Here is a 14,451-nt window from a genome sequence, read left to right as displayed (position 1 = left end):
CTCGCCATTGCCGACGATCCGTTGGCGCGCCAGACCGAAGTCGAGGATCGCGCCGGAAGTTTCAAGGGCACGCGCAAGTATGGCCCGAAAGCAAATCTGCCACGATCAAACACCCCCTCCTCCCAGGGGGAAAGGGAGCGGTCCCGTGCAGGTAGCAATCCCCTCTCACCTCGGGGAGAGGGACAGGGTGAGGGGGGAGTTTCATCGTCACGCGTCCAGACGGAGTACGAACCGGTTCAGCCGACATATGCGCAGTCGGCGTCCCGCCCGGCGGCCGGTTCCCCGGAGGGGAGTCGCCGGGCGCAAACAGAATCTCGTATTCGCAAACCGTCGCTCGACGAGATGGGGCCCGGCACCGACCGCCCCGTTCCGGCGGCACGCATCCAGAATGTCGATAGCCGAACCAAGGCCGGAGCTTTCGGCGAAAAAATTTCCGGACCGCACAAGCCGACGCTCGATGAAATGGGGCCGCACGCCTCGTTGCCGGTGAAAACTTCCGACAAGCTCCCGTCGAAGCCGTCGCCGCCCGTCACCACGCGCGAATTCGACGATCCCACACAAAAGAAGGGCCGTCGCGGCCGCCCGAGAAAAACCGGACGGCCCGGACATTAGTCCGGCTTGCGCCAGGGCATCAGCATCGGCACGCGCTCTTTATATCGGCGGTAGTCGTCGCCAAAAAGAGCGATGAGGTCATGTTCTTCCAACATGATGCCGACCAGGATGTAGGCCGTGGTAACCGCGGCAAATAGCAGATGTCCGACCGTCATCGTCGGCGTCGCCCAGAAGGCGATGATGAAGCCGAGATAGAGCGGGTGACGCACGAACTTGTAGTAGAGTGGCGTGCGGAAACCCGCTGGCTGCATCGGCCGGCTGGCGAAATTACTTGAGACCTGTTCCAGCCCGAACAGTTCGAAGTGGTTGATCAGAAACGTGCTGGTCAGCACGATCAGCCAACCGGCAAGTGACAGACCCATCACCGCGGCGGCGATCTGCGGATTGTCGACGTGCCAGACGACCGCTGGTATCGGACGCCACTGCCAGAAGAGCAGAATGAGCGCGAGACTCGAAAAGAGCACGTAGGTGCTGCGTTCGATCGATTCCGGCACGAATTGCGTCCACCATTTTTTGAAAGGTTTCCGCGCCATTACGCTGTGCTGAAGCGCAAAGACGGACATCAGGAACAGGTTGACGATAATCGCTTCCGCAATCGGCACGGAGATCCCCGTGTCTATGGTTTTTGGCACCACGAGGCCCGAGACGAAACCGATGGCGTAGAGAAGCGTAACGGCGGCGAGGATATAGGATGCAAGTCCATAGATAAACGCGATGAACCTGCTCATGGGATTCACCTGTTTTCAAAGTCTTGTCATTGCAGGCGTCGCGCTGCTCGCGCCGTATCATTCCGGCGGAAGACCTTCAAAATGCGCGTTTCCGTGATCTGCAGCGATAATCACTACACCTCGCAACGGGACAGGTCTAGCATCGGCAAAAGACGGGGAGCACCATCATAGTGGAGGCTCTCATGGCAATGTATGTCGTCCTCACCAACTTCACGGATAAAGGCGTTCACGACGCCAAGGACACCATCAACCGCGCCGACAAATTCAAGGCATTGGCGAAGAGCGCCGGCGTCACGGTCAAAGACATGTATTGGACGATTGGCGGCTTCGACGTCGTTGTTGTCTGCGAGGCTCCCGACGACGAAACGGCGACGGCTCTATCGCTCAGCACCGCAGCCCGGGGCTATGTCCGAACGCAAACGCTGCGCGCCTTCACGGCTGCAGAAATGTCGAAGGTTCTCGGAAAGATGGTTTGAACGCCGTTAGGCGTTACATGCAAACTTGTGTGATGCGCGACAGCGGCAATACGCCCATCAAGCGGACCGGAACCGGCACGCGGCCGCGGGGTTCCTCCTAGTCCACTTGGTTCGAGGAGAGTGTCTATGCCGAAGATAAAGAATGCAAAAATTCTCATCATCGCAACCGATGGGTTCGAACAGTCTGAACTCGACGTACCGCGCCAGAAGCTTGCCGCCGTTGCGCAACTCGTGCATGTCGCCGCGCCGAAAGAGCGCAAAGCAAAAGACTCCATTACCGGCTGGCAAAATCACGACTGGGGTAAGCCCGTGCAAGTCGACGCCGAGTTGGCCGAGGTCTCGACATCGCTGTACGACGCGCTGGTTCTGCCAGGCGGGCAGATGAGCCCGGACACGCTGCGTCAAAGCCCCGAGGCGATGAAACTGATCAAGGCATTTATCGCTGAGGGCAAAGTCGTAGCCGCTGTCTGTCACGCGCCTTGGCTGCTGATCGAGGCCAACGCCATTCGCGGACGCAAGGCGACGTCGTACGCCTCGATCAAGACCGACATGATCAACGCCGGCGCCAATTGGGTCGATGAGCCCGTCGTCGCCGACCAAGGAATCGTAACGAGCCGCAATCCCGGCGATCTTGATGCGTTCGTCGCCAAGATTATCGAGGAGATCGAAGAAGGCAAGCACGAGCGCGCCGTTTTGGCCGCGTAGCGCGTTCCCCATCCTTCGAATTTAAAAGCGCACGCCCCGAAATCGAGGCGTGCGCCTTTTCATCTCTTGCTCAACCGAGTTCCGAACAGCAAAACGAAATCTATCGTCCGAGCGGCTGCGAGTTCATGTGATAGGTGATCATCAGCATCGCCATTAGAATTGCCGACAGCAATCCGGCGAGCGCGCCCAGAAATCCGATTCCTACGTCTTCGTGCATATAGCGGAAGAGGTCATGCGCCGCGAGACTTCCCGCAATAGAAGCGATAGCCGCGTAGGTCACGACGACGGACGGTATGCGAGAATCGTCCGGGCCCTTTCCGGCACCGAGAAACAGGATTTTATAACGCGCAATGCTGGCGATGATCGTTGCGACGAAGCCCGAAATTATAGCGATCGCCCGTGTAGAAAGTCCGGCACCTTGCAGAATTAGAGCGATGACAGCGCCAATCGCCGCTGCAACAATGATAACAATAATGAGACTGGCGGATACGGAACCAGGTGACTTTTCGGCCATGATTTCCTCCCCAAAAGCCGCTTTTGTCGGCTATTTCGGTATCTAGCAGTCTCCCGGCACCGTCAAGATATCCATCGCGCTTGCCTGAATTAAACGTTTCACCCGGCGCGCGAGTACGCCCGAGGCTTACTGATCGGCGTCTCGATATTGCGCAAGATCAGCAAGAGCGTATAGCGCACGGCTTCGTCGACCGACGCCACGAAATGACTCGGCTCCGACAGGTTGGCGTGCACCCAGACAAGTTCCCCGGCCGATACGCGCCAACTGCCAAAATAGTTGCCGCGCCTGAGAATTGTGACGCCGCCGGTCAGCCCCTCACGGGCCGTGAAGCCGGTCAAGCCGACTTCCGGAATCTCTGAAAGTTGTGACAGCAGCTCGCCATCGAGCGTCGTGCTGGTCATGGCGCTATCGCAATTCCAAAAAAAACGCCGGCACTCTGCAACGACATTATACGACGATGCTTGCGCAAGAGTTGACGACGTGCTCGCTCAGTTAGGCTGGACGCCGCAAACAGTGCCCATTCGTTTCTGGCCGTTTACCAACGAAGCCGTTAAGCCTCGTAAAGATTTCTCCAAATGCCAGCGCTGTTCCGGATGGGCGGTAGAATATATCTCTGGGTTCGATGATCAAAACGAGGGTGGAGCGCGTGAAAAATCATCACAAGTCTTGCCGCAAACTGACGAGATGGTGGGCGCTTGCCAGCGTGGCCTGGATCGCGTTCGTCCTTTGGAGCGCGGAAGCCTATTACCCAAGTGTGCCGCTCGACATCGATGGCCACGATCCGGGTACGCTCGCCGCATTCGCATCGGCCGTAAGGCATTATTATCTTACCACCACCGCCCTGGCGCTCGGCGTGCCGGTTCTGGCTTACGGGCTAGGTTACCTATTCTACCGGTCGCGCGGCGGACCGTCGGCGACCGCCACCGCAGTCGCGCACCCCGATGGCGGCCCAAGCCGTATTGTACTGATGCGCCATGCCGAGAAGACGGGCGATCCCGAAGACATCCATTTATCCGAGGAGGGACGGAAACACGCCGAGCGTCTCGCGACCTATATTCCGCAAACCTTCGGCAGACCGGATTTCATTTTTGCCGCCGCCCGCTCGAAGCGATCGATACGTTCAATTGAAACCGTCGAACCTCTCGCGGCCGCGATCGGCATACCCATCCACCATGACATCGAGGACGATGACTTCGAAGAACTCGTCAGAGAGATTTTCTCCAATCCGACCTATCAGGGCAAGACGATCGTTGTCTGCTGGCATCATCGCAAGCTCTCGGAGATTGCCGCATCGCTCGGCGCACCGCCCGGCAGCTTCCCCAACCCGTGGACCGAAGATCTTTACAACGTCATCCTGGATTTTCGCTACGATCCCAACACGGGTGCCCCGCCGAACGTCACGCGCGTCGTCGAACCGTTTTGACGGCGTATCGGCCTATATGCGGCGAGGTCAGCACTTCTTCAGCGTGGCCGCCAGCTCGCGGAACATGTCTGATTTTTGCGGCAACACCGTCACGGACTGATCGCAGCCCTGCCCGGCAACCGCCATCCGCGCTTCGAAAAAGCGTCCAGCAAGATGAATGTCGAAGCCGTTCGCAGTGACGGAGCCATCGACGGTGCCTCCGACATCGTTGATCTTATCCTTCCAGAGACCGGTGACCCTGTCGCCCTCGACAGTGAGGTCCGTCGCCGCGTGCAGCTTGAAGTTCGAGGCGTCCTGGCAACGTATTGTCTGGCGCATGCCTCGAACGTCTTTGCGCGGAATGTAGGTCACGACGCACTTGAAGTTCGAAGCAGGCCCAGAGTCCGATGTCATGGTCGCCATGCCCACCCATCGGCCTGCAAGGCTCGCGAGTGGATCAATCGGGGTTGGTGCCGCCCAGTTCTGGGTCGCGGCAAGACTGGAAACCACGACAACCGCCACGTACGTGGCAGCGCGGTAAGACTGACGCATGTCCTAAACTCCCTCACCAGGCTGGCGTGCAGTGGACATTTCCGCGAGTGCGCCGCGGTTCTCCAATTGCATCGCAGCACCCCGTTAAGGCTGCGATGCAGTGCATCGACTATCTGCAACAACCAGCGATGACGGCAACGTGCGCGCCGAACGCGACGCTTTGTAGGCTACATTGGGGTAACTCGCGGGCCCGGGCCGTCGGGATTCCTGCTGCCCGGTTGCATTGGCGCGAACGTGGATGCGTGTTCACTGTCGCTGACCAGCAACACTCTTCTCTGACAGTCTGAACTTCACCCATATGGCTCGCAAATTAACTGGCGGCGGACAATAATGCGCGCCGCTTCAAGATCCGCAATGATGAGGAGGGCTTAGTGGTTCGCGACACACGACTTGCAGTTCGCTTTCAGGCGAGTGCCGCATGCGCGGCCCTGGCTATCGCCGTGCTCGCCAGCCCCGTACTCGGCGCCGCCGGCAACCCTTTTACATCTCTCACCGGGACTTGGAGCGGGTCCGGCGTTGCCAAATTCGACGGCGGCAAGACAGAAAGCCTGCGTTGCAAGGGCTACTATACGAATACGGGCGGCCCACACACCCTCGGCCTGTCGATCCGCTGCGCCAACGCCTCCGCCAAGGTTGAGCTGCGCGCCAATCTCGTCGACGCTCAAGGCGCGGTCAGCGGCAACTGGGAAGAACGGACGTACAATCAGTCGGGTACTGTGTCCGGCAGGGCAACCGCCACCAAGATGAACCTCATCATCAGCGGCGGCATCGACGGTTCGATGACGGTTTCAATCGGCGGCAGCAAGCATTCGGTTGACGTTTCGACAAGCGGGCCGACGCTGAAGGCCGTCAACATTTCGATGTCTCGATAAGCGGACCGGCTGGCGCCCTGCAGTTCGAGATGTCTCATTGCCGAACGTCGGAGCGAGGCGGCGAGACTAAACGTGATAAGAATGGAGACTTCCATGCTCGCAAGACACTTCGCCACGATATCGGTCGCCGCTTTGCTGCTGGCCGTCACGATGGTTTCTGCATCCGACGCTGGTTTCCGTCGGCTTCGCTCGTCCTATCAGCCGGGCGAAGTCATTACCGCCCGCAGCCACCACGGCAACGGCGTCATCTCGAGCGTCGTCAGGCCCGGCAGAAACGGCTGGCAAGTGCAGTTGCCAGGCGGCGCCTGGACGTATTGCCGGCGCAGTTGCGAAGAGACTTTGCGCGTCGAGACCGTTGATCTCACCGCGGATGATGGCCACTCGATGAAGGGCTACGGCACCCTGTCCCGCGAATGCGGCGTCTTCGGCTGCCTGCACTGGGAATGGACGTACTAAGCCGGCCGGCGTTCAGACAAGGAAGGGATTAGTCAGGCGTTCGGGGCCGAATTGCCCCGGCTCGCCGTGACCGCAGATGAAGGCGATATCGTCGCCCAGCGGCAGCAGCTTCGACTTGATCGACGAGATCAACGCCGCGTGGTCGCCATATGGGAAGTCGGTTCGCCCGATCGATCCGCGAAACAGCACGTCGCCGACCAGCGCGAAGCGTTGCGCCCGGTCGAAAAAGACGACCGAACCCGGCGAATGTCCGGGGCAATGGAAAATTTCGAAGGTGTGGCCGGCGACCGTTACCCGGTCGCCCTCTTCCAGCCAGCGGTCGGGCGTTACGTTGCGCACGCCGTCGACCCCGTAAACCTTGCCCTGCTTCTCCAGGTTATCGAGGAGAATGACGTCGTTTTTGTGCGGTCCCTCTATTTTGACCCCGAGCTTTTCGCGCAATTCGTCGGCGCCGCCGGCATGATCGATATGTCCGTGGGTCAACAGTATTTTCTCGATCGAGATTCCGGTTTGTTTGATGGCTTGCTCGATCCGCTCGAGGTCGCCGCCCGGATCGACGACGGCACCCACCTTCGTGGCCTCATCCCAGATCAGGGTGCAATTCTGTTCGAACGGCGTGACGCGCACGATCGCGGCTTTGAGCGGGGATCCTGGCGCGGCGTTCGGTTGGGTCATGACAATGCTCCTCGGCTTACACGGGCCGTCTTAGTTCAACTTCGCCAGCGGCGCGAAGCATTCCATATCGAACGAGAGAAGTTCCCGGCCTTGGCTGAACGTCTCGGCCCCGCGGTGCAACGTCCCCGGCACGGCTGAGAATCCCCGATAAGCCACCTGTAGCCCGGGCATCACACACCCAGGGCATTCGCATTGTCCGTGCAGGGAGGGGTCGCCGAATCGCACTAGCAACTCCCTATTGCATTTTTCTCGTCCCGAGCATGAGGGGCTACCATGACTTATAAATGCGCCAAAATGGCCTTGCTTACTGGTGTTTCGATCACAATACTTTCCGGACAAGCATTCGCCGGCAACTGGGATGGATTTTCTTTCGGTATCGGTGGGGGATACGGAATTGCCAACAATGAGCTGGGCATAGCTCCAAAGGGACTAATCGATGACGCCAAGCTGACGATTGACGGATTTGGTGGAAAAGGCGGATTTTTTACATTTGGCGCAGGATACGACCGCACAATCTTTAATAATCTCGTCATTGGCGCTTTCGTCGACTACGACGTTTCCGACATCGACACGACACTATCTCTTTCAATTCCGCCGCTGGCAGACGCCAACGCGCGCGCCGACTTCAACATTGAAAACCAACTCTCAATAGGCGGCAGGCTCGGCTATCTCGTGTCGCCGACAACTCTCTTCTTCACGACGTTCGGCTACGCGCGCGTCGAGACGAGCAATATCAAGGCGTCCCTCGGTTCAGATGTCGGCAGCATCAGCGGTACGCTTGCGAGCGTCGGAAACTTCAATGGCTATTTCGTCGGCGGCGGTGTCGAAACACTGATTTCCAACGGCTTCAGTATCAAAGGCGAATATCGTTACACGTCATTGCAAACTGAGGGTGCGACCGTGCTGCCCGGTACGGGCATTAGCGACTTTGTGGGCGCATCGCTAAAGCCGCAAATTCAAACTGGGCGAGTGTCGCTGAATTACCGCTTTGGCGGCAAGTCGGAACCAGCCGACGAACCGGCTCCACGGGCCGCAGGCACCTGGACGGGTAGTTATCTTGGCTTTGGCGCCGGATATGGTGCCGCGACCAACGACATTACCCTCGCCGACCGCTCGCCCCAGCCCGGATCGATCTTCAATGTCGACATTGACGGAATGGGCAGCCAGGGCGGGTTCATTTCCGGCACAGTTGGTTACGACTATCAGGCAAGCCCCAGAATCGTCGTCGGCGCGTTTGCCGACGCCGACTTTTCCAATTTGCACCACAACACCAGTTTGGGAGTATCCGAAGACGACGCTACTCTCGGGATAGGCATCAAATCGAGATTCCAGAACATTTTCATGATTGGCGGACGTCTTGGCTACCTGACGACCCCCGATACGCTGATATTCGGCAGCGCCGGTTATGCCAATGCCGGGCTCGACGACACGAACCTTCGGGCGGGCATCGACTTCGGCGGCCAGAACGTCCTATCGGAAGGTACTGTCTTGTTCGACAGCAAGCGCTTCTCCGGCGTGTTCTTCGGAGGCGGTGTCGAAACGCGTCTCAACGAGGCGCTCTCTCTCAAGGCGGAATACCGTTATCTTAATCTCGGAAGCGAACGGATGACGTTACTGCCCAATGATGCGCCAGAGATTAATGAATTCGTCTCGACGAAGTTCGACCCCGTCATCCAGATGGGGCGACTTTCGATCAACTATCGCTTCGGCGGTCGGGATGAGGCCTCTGTGCCGTTGAAGTAAACGCGGACGCCAGCAGTCCGATACCCATAAAGCGACAGGGGCCTCACGGCCCCTGCATTATTTGAAGATAACCGCCAGATCTGAATTGGTTCAGGCGGCTTCCGAGCCTTCGTGACCCGGATCGCGCAGAACGTACCCGCGGCCCCATACCGTCTCGATATAATGCTTTCCGCCGGTTGCAGCCTGCAACTTCTTGCGAAGCTTGCAGATGAACACGTCGATGATCTTCAACTCCGGCTCGTCCATGCCGCCGTAGAGGTGATTGAGGAACATCTCTTTCGTCAGCGTCGTGCCCTTGCGCAGCGAAAGCAGCTCGAGCATCTGGTATTCCTTGCCGGTCAGATGCACCCGTTGGTTGTGAACATCGACCGTCTTCGTATCGAGATTCACCCGTAAATCGCCGGTCTCGATGATCGATTGCGCGTGGCCTTTCGAGCGACGGACAATGGCCTGAATGCGCGCGACCAGCTCATCCTTGTGGAATGGCTTTGTCATATAATCGTCGGCGCCGAAGCCCAGACCGCGGACCTTGTCGTCGATACCGGCCAACCCCGAGAGAATGAGGATCGGCGTCGAAACCTTGGAAACGCGAAGCGTTTTCAGAACCTCGTAGCCGCTCATGTCCGGGAGGTTCAAGTCGAGGAGGATTATGTCATAGTCGTAGAGCTTGCCGAGATCTACGCCTTCTTCCCCGAGGTCGGTCGTGTAAACGTTAAAGCCTTCCGACTGCAGCATCAGTTCGATGCTTTGTGCCGTGGCACTGTCATCTTCGATGAGTAGAACTCGCATGACCGTTCCTCTGGTGCCTATCCGATCCGTGTCCGCGCTTTGTCTGCTCTTTCGCCCAAAGAAAACGCACAACAGTTCGAGCTAAGCGATCGTTAGGAAGTTAGCGTCGAGAGGTTAACAAACCCTAATTCTGTGTTAGTTATTTAACACCGCCAGCAAGAACGCTGAAAGTTTTCCAGCGATTACTGCCAGCGCTTGGCCCATAGACAGATCATTCCTATGCCGCTCAGAGGCCAAACAACCCCGTTCGCGCCAAAGCTGGCCCGTCGCATGTATCAAGATTTTAGAACTGCGCCCCTCTCGACCGCCAACAGATCCCGCCGCGTAAGTCCGTCCTTGGGGCGCCCACCCCGCCGACTGACCTGCCCGACCGCCTTGCGACCTGCATTCGGTTCGAATCAAGAGCTAACAGAATTCGCTTCATCGCCCTAGACGGAGAAAGGCAAAAATTTGCCTCCAAACGGCACGATCCATCAGAAAAGATTACGCGTTGCTTTACCGCAACTTAAGCGCAACATGCTATACACAGTATTGAAGTCCTATTAGGCACCTGCAACGCAGCCGAATAGAGCCTTTAACGTATTTATTCATGGTTGCTACAACGACGAAATCCAGACGACGCCTTGGCACGTTTCTTGAGTAACCGGCGATGCGAGTTCGAATTGGTTCGGGATATCGAACGATGAAGTCACGAGAAACGGCCGTGCGCTTGAAGCGTCATGAAGTCGAAGAGAAGTCGCGAAAGGTCGAGGATTTGCAGCGGATCATCCGCGAGTTCGACCAGATGGCGTCCGATCTCGAGCGTCAAATTCAAATTGAAGAAGATCGCACCGGCGTTCGCGATCATATGCACTTCTCTTATTCGACGTTCGCAAAAGCTGCAGCTCAGCGCCGCGATAATCTCCGGCAGTCGACCGAGGGATTGCGCGAGAAACTCGCCGCTGCAGTTCGTGAACGCGACGATACGGTCGAGCAATTCTCGCGTGTGACGCAACAGGTCGAAGGTCGCGAGGACTCTCGTGGCCCCCGCCGCGAACGACCGTTCGGAATTACGGCGCTGCGCTAATCGATTTCTTCGGGTTCAAGTTGCAATCCGCACAGACTGATTCGGCGCGGCAAATCCGCGGAATTCATCCAATTCACTAAGCAAGTCCCCCGGCGCCCGAAAGGCGCCGCCTTTTTCATGTGTCATTTCTGTTAATCGCGCCGATTGGTCCGTGGGTAACCCTCTTGCCCAAAGTTGGCGCGCCGGGCACACGCAATCTCGGTTGTTTCCTGCGCCAAGGCACAAAAGCTGAGGCATGCCGTCAACCGGAGCAAAATGTCGATCAATCGCTCATGGTTTGCGCTCTCCGCGCTGCTGACTGCGGCCATCCTGTCGGCGTGCGCAGGCGCCGGTCAGCAGGCTGAGCCCCTCACCCTTCCAAAACTTCCGTCGGTCGGCTCGATCTCTGAGGCAATTCCGGTTGCGATGGGCCAGCCGGTCGGATCGGCGACCGACATTTACTCGCGCATCGCGCAAGGAGCCATGGGCTGTTGGTTCGGCGCCAACGGTCCGCTCAAGAAGGATTACATTTTTCACGCGAGCGCCGACGCACCATCGCGCGGCGGCAAGGCGCAAATCGTCATTCATCAGCGTGATCCGACGCAGCCTAATCCGCGTGGTGCCAAGGCCTACCTGGTCAACATCGATCCAACGGGGGAATCATCGGCAACGGTTAAAACGGAAAATCTTAAAATGACCGACGCGTTCGCCTCCGCCATGACGCAGGACGTCGGGCGCTGGTCGAAGGGCGATCAAGGTTGCACGGAAAACTCGACGGTGGTCGGTTGGGTGCCTGCTCCGCCCGCGGCAGTGGAGATTCCAAAACCCGCGCACAAGGCGAAAAAATCCAAGGTCAAAGCGGCTCCGCCGAAGCCCGCCGCCGAGCAATGACGCAGAGCGCGATCAGCGCCGGCCGACAAGTCGGCACGCAAAGTTAAGCTGCGGCGAAACCGGCCGCTGCCTCATCACATGCACCCAGAATTACTCGCGGTAATCTTGCAGCCGCGTGGCGCGCAGCCCCGGAAGGCCGTGCTTGTCGATTGAACGCTGCCAGGACAGAAATTCATCAACAGTCAGCGTGTAACGCTCGCAGGCTTCCTCAATACTGAGGAGACCGCCGCGCACAGCCGCAACCACTTCTGCCTTGCGCCGGATTACCCAACGCTTGGTGTCCCGCGGGGGAAGATCGGCGACCGTGAGCGGAGACCCGTCAGGTCCGATCACGTAGCGCCCGCGCGCTCTCATCTGCTGCTCGGTCATGATACTCAATACACACTCTCTGACCACACGTTTAGTTCTAGCAGGCTGCGATTAAATTAGCACTAACCCATTGAGTGAAAAAGCCTTAAATGGGCGTACCAATTCAGCTTTGCCGGGCCTCGAAACGGGTATTTATGGGGAACACCCGTTCCAATTTGGGACATCGCGATAACCTGAATCCGGCGTAGCGAATTTTGGGCCAATTCACTCGGCAGCACATCTCGGCAGCACATAACGTCGCCTTGCCCGAGGTGCCTGTCATGGCTTATTGATAAGCGAGCTTAACGCACGCCGGCGGACCCCGTCGTCCCAATTAAGGCCATGAATCTCTTTGGCCTTTTGCTAGACCGCTGGTACCGGATATAGTCCGGCCAGGATCCCGGTTACCATTCCTTACGAAGCTGAGCAGACCAGATCATCCATGACCGACACCCAGCCACAGCCCATTGCCGCCTCGAGCGCCAGACGGCGCGTCGTCGTCGCGATGTCGGGCGGCGTCGACAGTTCCGTCGCGGCGGCGATGATGAAGGCTGCCGGGCACGAGGTCATCGGCGTGACGCTGCAGCTCTACGACCACGGAACGGCAACGGGCCGAAAGGGAAGCTGCTGTGCCGGCCAGGACATCCATGACGCGCGGCACGTCGCCGAAGCTCTGGACATTCCGCACTACGTGCTCGACTACGAGGCCCGCTTCGCCGCGAAGGTGATCGACTCGTTCGCCGAAAGTTACATCGCCGGCGAGACTCCGATCCCGTGCGTCACATGCAACAACGAAATCAAGTTTCACGATCTGCTCGAGACCGCGAAGGACCTCGGCGCCGAATTTCTGGTGACAGGCCATTACGTGCAGCGGCGCGACACCCCTCACGGCCCTGAACTCGCACGCGCCGCCGACCCCGATCGCGATCAGAGCTATTTTCTATTCGGCGTCACGAAAGAACAGCTCGCGTCGTTGTGGTTCCCGATCGGCGGCATGCAAAAAGCCGAAGTGCGTGAGCGGGCGCGCGCCTTCAATCTTCCCGTCGCCGATAAGTCCGACAGTCAGGACATCTGCTTCGTGCCGACCGGACGCTACACTGACGTCATCGAACGGCTGAAACCGAGCGCCCTCGACTCCGGCAACATCGTCCACCTCGACGGTCGCATTCTCGGTCGTCACGACGGCATTATTCACTACACGGTCGGTCAGCGGCGCGGCATCAAGATCCCGGCTGCGGAAGCCCTTTACGTCGTGCGGCTCGACGCGGCGCGCAATGAAGTCGTAGTCGGTCCGCGCGCGGCGCTGACGACGGCAGGCCTTGTGCTCCGTAACGTTAATTGGCTAGGGGAAAAGCCGCTTATCGCTATCGCACGCGACGGCTTGCCACTCTATGTTCGCATGCGATCTTCGCAGGCTCTACGGCCGGCTCTCGTCCACGCGGAACCCGATGGTGTTGTTCGGATCGAGCTGATCGATGGCGAGGAAGGTATTGCGACGGGGCAAGCGTGCGTGTTTTATGCCGATGCGGGAACCGAGGCGCAGGTGCTCGGGGGCGGTTACATCGCGAAGACGATTAAGTCCGCGAGTCCTGCTGATTATCGCGTCAAGGGCGGAACAATGGCCGAGGCCCGGCGGTAACTTCTTCCGGGGTTCGATAGCGGGATGATGGAGAGCGGCAGTGAGTGACAAGCAGTCTTCAGGCTTTGGGCGCACCTCGGGTGCGCGGGCGGGCACAGCGAGAAGGCGTTTCGAACCAAAGCCGATGCAGCTTGACGAGAGCGCCGTGCGCGACGCCTATCGCCGCTGGGCACCGGTTTACGATTATACGTTCGGTGCGGTGTCCACCGCCGGCAGGCGCCACGCCGTCGAGATCATCAACGGCAGCAGCGGCCGCGTGCTCGAGGTTGGCGTAGGAACCGGTCTCGCCCTTCCCGACTATCAGAAGCACCTCGATATCGTCGGCATCGATCTCGCGCCCGAGATGCTCGAAAAGGCCCGCGAGCGCGTCAAAGCCGAAGGACTGACGAACATTACCGGCCTCCATGAAATGGATGCCAGCGACCTGAGATTTTCCGACAATTCCTTCGACACGGTCGTTGCGATGTATGTCATCACGGTCGTGCCTGATCCGCAGAAGGTGATGCTCGAGTTGGCGCGCGTCACGAAGCCCGGCGGCGAGGTCATGCTCGTCAATCACTTCAGCCAGGATGATGGCGTCAGAGGTTGGGTCGAGCGCCAGATGGCGCCCTTTGCCGATCTCGTCGGCTGGCATTCGGTCTTCGACGTGTCGCGCGTCATGGTCTGCCAGGACCTGAAGCTGATGGACCGCCGCTCGTTGCGCCCCTGGGGCATCTTCACGATGATGCGCTTCCGCAAGGAGGCCTCCGTCGCCGAACGCCCGGTTGCAGCGGAATAATCACCCACACCCGGGATGCCTCGGCATTTCGGATGTGCCTTATCGACCCGGACTCTGTCCGCATGGTCACGTTCGCGGCGCGTTGTGTTGACAGAATGCGGCCGCGATCCCTATAGACGGCGCTCGACGGCAGAATACCGGTTGGCGTGGCGGGATAGCTCAGGTGGTTAGAGCGACGGTCTCATAATCCGTAGGTCGGCGGTTCAAGTCCGCCTCCCGCTACCAA

17 protein-coding genes, 1 tRNA gene and 1 pseudogene are annotated in these 14,451 nt (G+C 58.8%); 12 read left to right on the top strand and 7 right to left on the bottom strand.

What is annotated here, in order from left to right:
- A pseudogene (locus VN623_RS07525) lies at nt 1–612 on the top strand (hypothetical protein); the annotation flags it as partial.
- On the opposite strand, the gene mddA reads toward VN623_RS07525, so the two are convergent.
- Nucleotides 609–1,340 carry a methanethiol S-methyltransferase gene (gene mddA, locus VN623_RS07520; RefSeq protein ID WP_325569692.1) on the bottom strand — a complete coding sequence of 244 codons (732 nt, stop codon included), beginning with the start codon at nt 1,338–1,340 and terminating at the stop codon, nt 609–611. The pseudogene VN623_RS07525 and the gene mddA sit on opposite strands and share 4 nt — an antisense overlap.
- A 182-nt stretch (nt 1,341–1,522) precedes the next feature.
- On the opposite strand from mddA, the gene VN623_RS07515 reads away from it, so the two are divergent.
- Both VN623_RS07515 and VN623_RS07510 read left to right on the top strand, forming a co-directional pair.
- A complete protein-coding gene (locus tag VN623_RS07515) occupies nt 1,523–1,816 on the top strand; it encodes a GYD domain-containing protein (RefSeq protein ID WP_325569690.1) in 294 nt (97 codons plus the stop codon).
- 126 nt (nt 1,817–1,942) lie between these two features.
- Nucleotides 1,943–2,521, top strand: coding sequence for a type 1 glutamine amidotransferase domain-containing protein (locus VN623_RS07510; RefSeq protein ID WP_325569688.1), 579 nt, complete (start codon nt 1,943–1,945; stop codon nt 2,519–2,521).
- A gap of 100 nt (nt 2,522–2,621) precedes the next feature.
- Here the strand turns inward: VN623_RS07510 and VN623_RS07505 are convergent, their stop codons facing one another.
- Both VN623_RS07505 and VN623_RS07500 read right to left on the bottom strand, forming a co-directional pair.
- Nucleotides 2,622–3,035 carry a hypothetical protein gene (locus VN623_RS07505; RefSeq protein WP_325569686.1) on the bottom strand — a complete coding sequence of 138 codons (414 nt, stop codon included), beginning with the start codon at nt 3,033–3,035 and terminating at the stop codon, nt 2,622–2,624.
- Between the two features lie 98 nt (nt 3,036–3,133).
- Nucleotides 3,134–3,436: a hypothetical protein gene (locus VN623_RS07500; RefSeq protein WP_325569684.1), complete on the bottom strand. Its 303-nt coding sequence runs from the start codon at nt 3,434–3,436 to the stop codon at nt 3,134–3,136.
- Nucleotides 3,437–3,681: 245 nt separating this feature from the next.
- Here VN623_RS07500 and VN623_RS07495 point away from each other — a divergent pair, with 245 nt between their 5' ends.
- Complete coding sequence (locus VN623_RS07495) at nt 3,682–4,458, top strand: histidine phosphatase family protein (RefSeq protein WP_325569682.1); 777 nt, start codon at nt 3,682–3,684, stop codon at nt 4,456–4,458.
- 27 nt (nt 4,459–4,485) lie between these two features.
- Here VN623_RS07495 and VN623_RS07490 read toward each other — a convergent pair whose 3' ends face one another.
- The gene (locus VN623_RS07490; protein WP_325569680.1) at nt 4,486–4,989 is read right to left on the bottom strand and encodes a hypothetical protein; all 504 of its coding nucleotides are present in this window, start codon (nt 4,987–4,989) and stop codon (nt 4,486–4,488) included.
- 371 nt (nt 4,990–5,360) lie between these two features.
- On the opposite strand from VN623_RS07490, the gene VN623_RS07485 reads away from it, so the two are divergent.
- On the top strand, nt 5,361–5,861 hold the full coding sequence (locus VN623_RS07485) for a hypothetical protein (RefSeq protein ID WP_325569678.1): 501 nt from the start codon (nt 5,361–5,363) through the stop codon (nt 5,859–5,861).
- Between the two features lie 93 nt (nt 5,862–5,954).
- The gene (locus tag VN623_RS07480; RefSeq protein ID WP_325569676.1) at nt 5,955–6,317 is read left to right on the top strand and encodes a hypothetical protein; all 363 of its coding nucleotides are present in this window, start codon (nt 5,955–5,957) and stop codon (nt 6,315–6,317) included.
- Between the two features lie 12 nt (nt 6,318–6,329).
- Here the strand turns inward: VN623_RS07480 and VN623_RS07475 are convergent, their stop codons facing one another.
- On the bottom strand, nt 6,330–6,992 hold the full coding sequence (locus tag VN623_RS07475; RefSeq protein WP_325569674.1) for an MBL fold metallo-hydrolase: 663 nt from the start codon (nt 6,990–6,992) through the stop codon (nt 6,330–6,332).
- Between the two features lie 294 nt (nt 6,993–7,286).
- Between VN623_RS07475 and VN623_RS07470 the strand changes: the two genes are divergently transcribed.
- Complete coding sequence (locus tag VN623_RS07470; RefSeq protein ID WP_325569672.1) at nt 7,287–8,735, top strand: outer membrane protein; 1,449 nt, start codon at nt 7,287–7,289, stop codon at nt 8,733–8,735.
- Nucleotides 8,736–8,825: 90 nt separating this feature from the next.
- Here the strand turns inward: VN623_RS07470 and ctrA are convergent, their stop codons facing one another.
- The gene (ctrA, locus tag VN623_RS07465) at nt 8,826–9,524 is read right to left on the bottom strand and encodes a response regulator transcription factor CtrA (RefSeq protein ID WP_325569670.1); all 699 of its coding nucleotides are present in this window, start codon (nt 9,522–9,524) and stop codon (nt 8,826–8,828) included.
- Between the two features lie 682 nt (nt 9,525–10,206).
- On the opposite strand from ctrA, the gene VN623_RS07460 reads away from it, so the two are divergent.
- A complete protein-coding gene (locus VN623_RS07460; RefSeq protein ID WP_325569668.1) occupies nt 10,207–10,590 on the top strand; it encodes a flagellar export protein FliJ in 384 nt (127 codons plus the stop codon).
- A 255-nt stretch (nt 10,591–10,845) separates the two neighbouring features.
- Nucleotides 10,846–11,460, top strand: a complete 615-nt coding sequence (locus tag VN623_RS07455) for a hypothetical protein (protein WP_325569666.1) — start codon at nt 10,846–10,848, stop codon at nt 11,458–11,460.
- A gap of 90 nt (nt 11,461–11,550) precedes the next feature.
- Here VN623_RS07455 and VN623_RS07450 read toward each other — a convergent pair whose 3' ends face one another.
- Complete coding sequence (locus tag VN623_RS07450) at nt 11,551–11,829, bottom strand: DUF1153 domain-containing protein (protein WP_013216444.1); 279 nt, start codon at nt 11,827–11,829, stop codon at nt 11,551–11,553.
- Between the two features lie 421 nt (nt 11,830–12,250).
- Between VN623_RS07450 and mnmA the strand changes: the two genes are divergently transcribed.
- The 3 genes from mnmA (at nt 12,251) to VN623_RS07435 (ending at nt 14,450) form a co-directional block, all read left to right on the top strand.
- Entirely contained in the window at nt 12,251–13,447 is a 1,197-nt protein-coding gene (gene mnmA / locus VN623_RS07445; protein WP_325569664.1) for a tRNA 2-thiouridine(34) synthase MnmA, read from the top strand.
- A gap of 124 nt (nt 13,448–13,571) precedes the next feature.
- Nucleotides 13,572–14,225 carry a class I SAM-dependent methyltransferase gene (locus VN623_RS07440; protein WP_325569662.1) on the top strand — a complete coding sequence of 218 codons (654 nt, stop codon included), beginning with the start codon at nt 13,572–13,574 and terminating at the stop codon, nt 14,223–14,225.
- A 148-nt stretch (nt 14,226–14,373) separates the two neighbouring features.
- Nucleotides 14,374–14,450: transfer RNA gene (locus VN623_RS07435), tRNA-Met, on the top strand.
- The last annotated feature ends 1 nt before the right edge of the window (nt 14,451 follow it).

The sequence above is a fragment of the Hyphomicrobium sp. genome, from assembly GCF_035572195.1.
GTDB lineage: Bacteria > Pseudomonadota > Alphaproteobacteria > Rhizobiales > Hyphomicrobiaceae > Hyphomicrobium_B.
The sequence above is the reverse complement of the archived record's forward strand: the minus strand, read 5'-3'. Positions and strand labels throughout refer to the sequence as shown.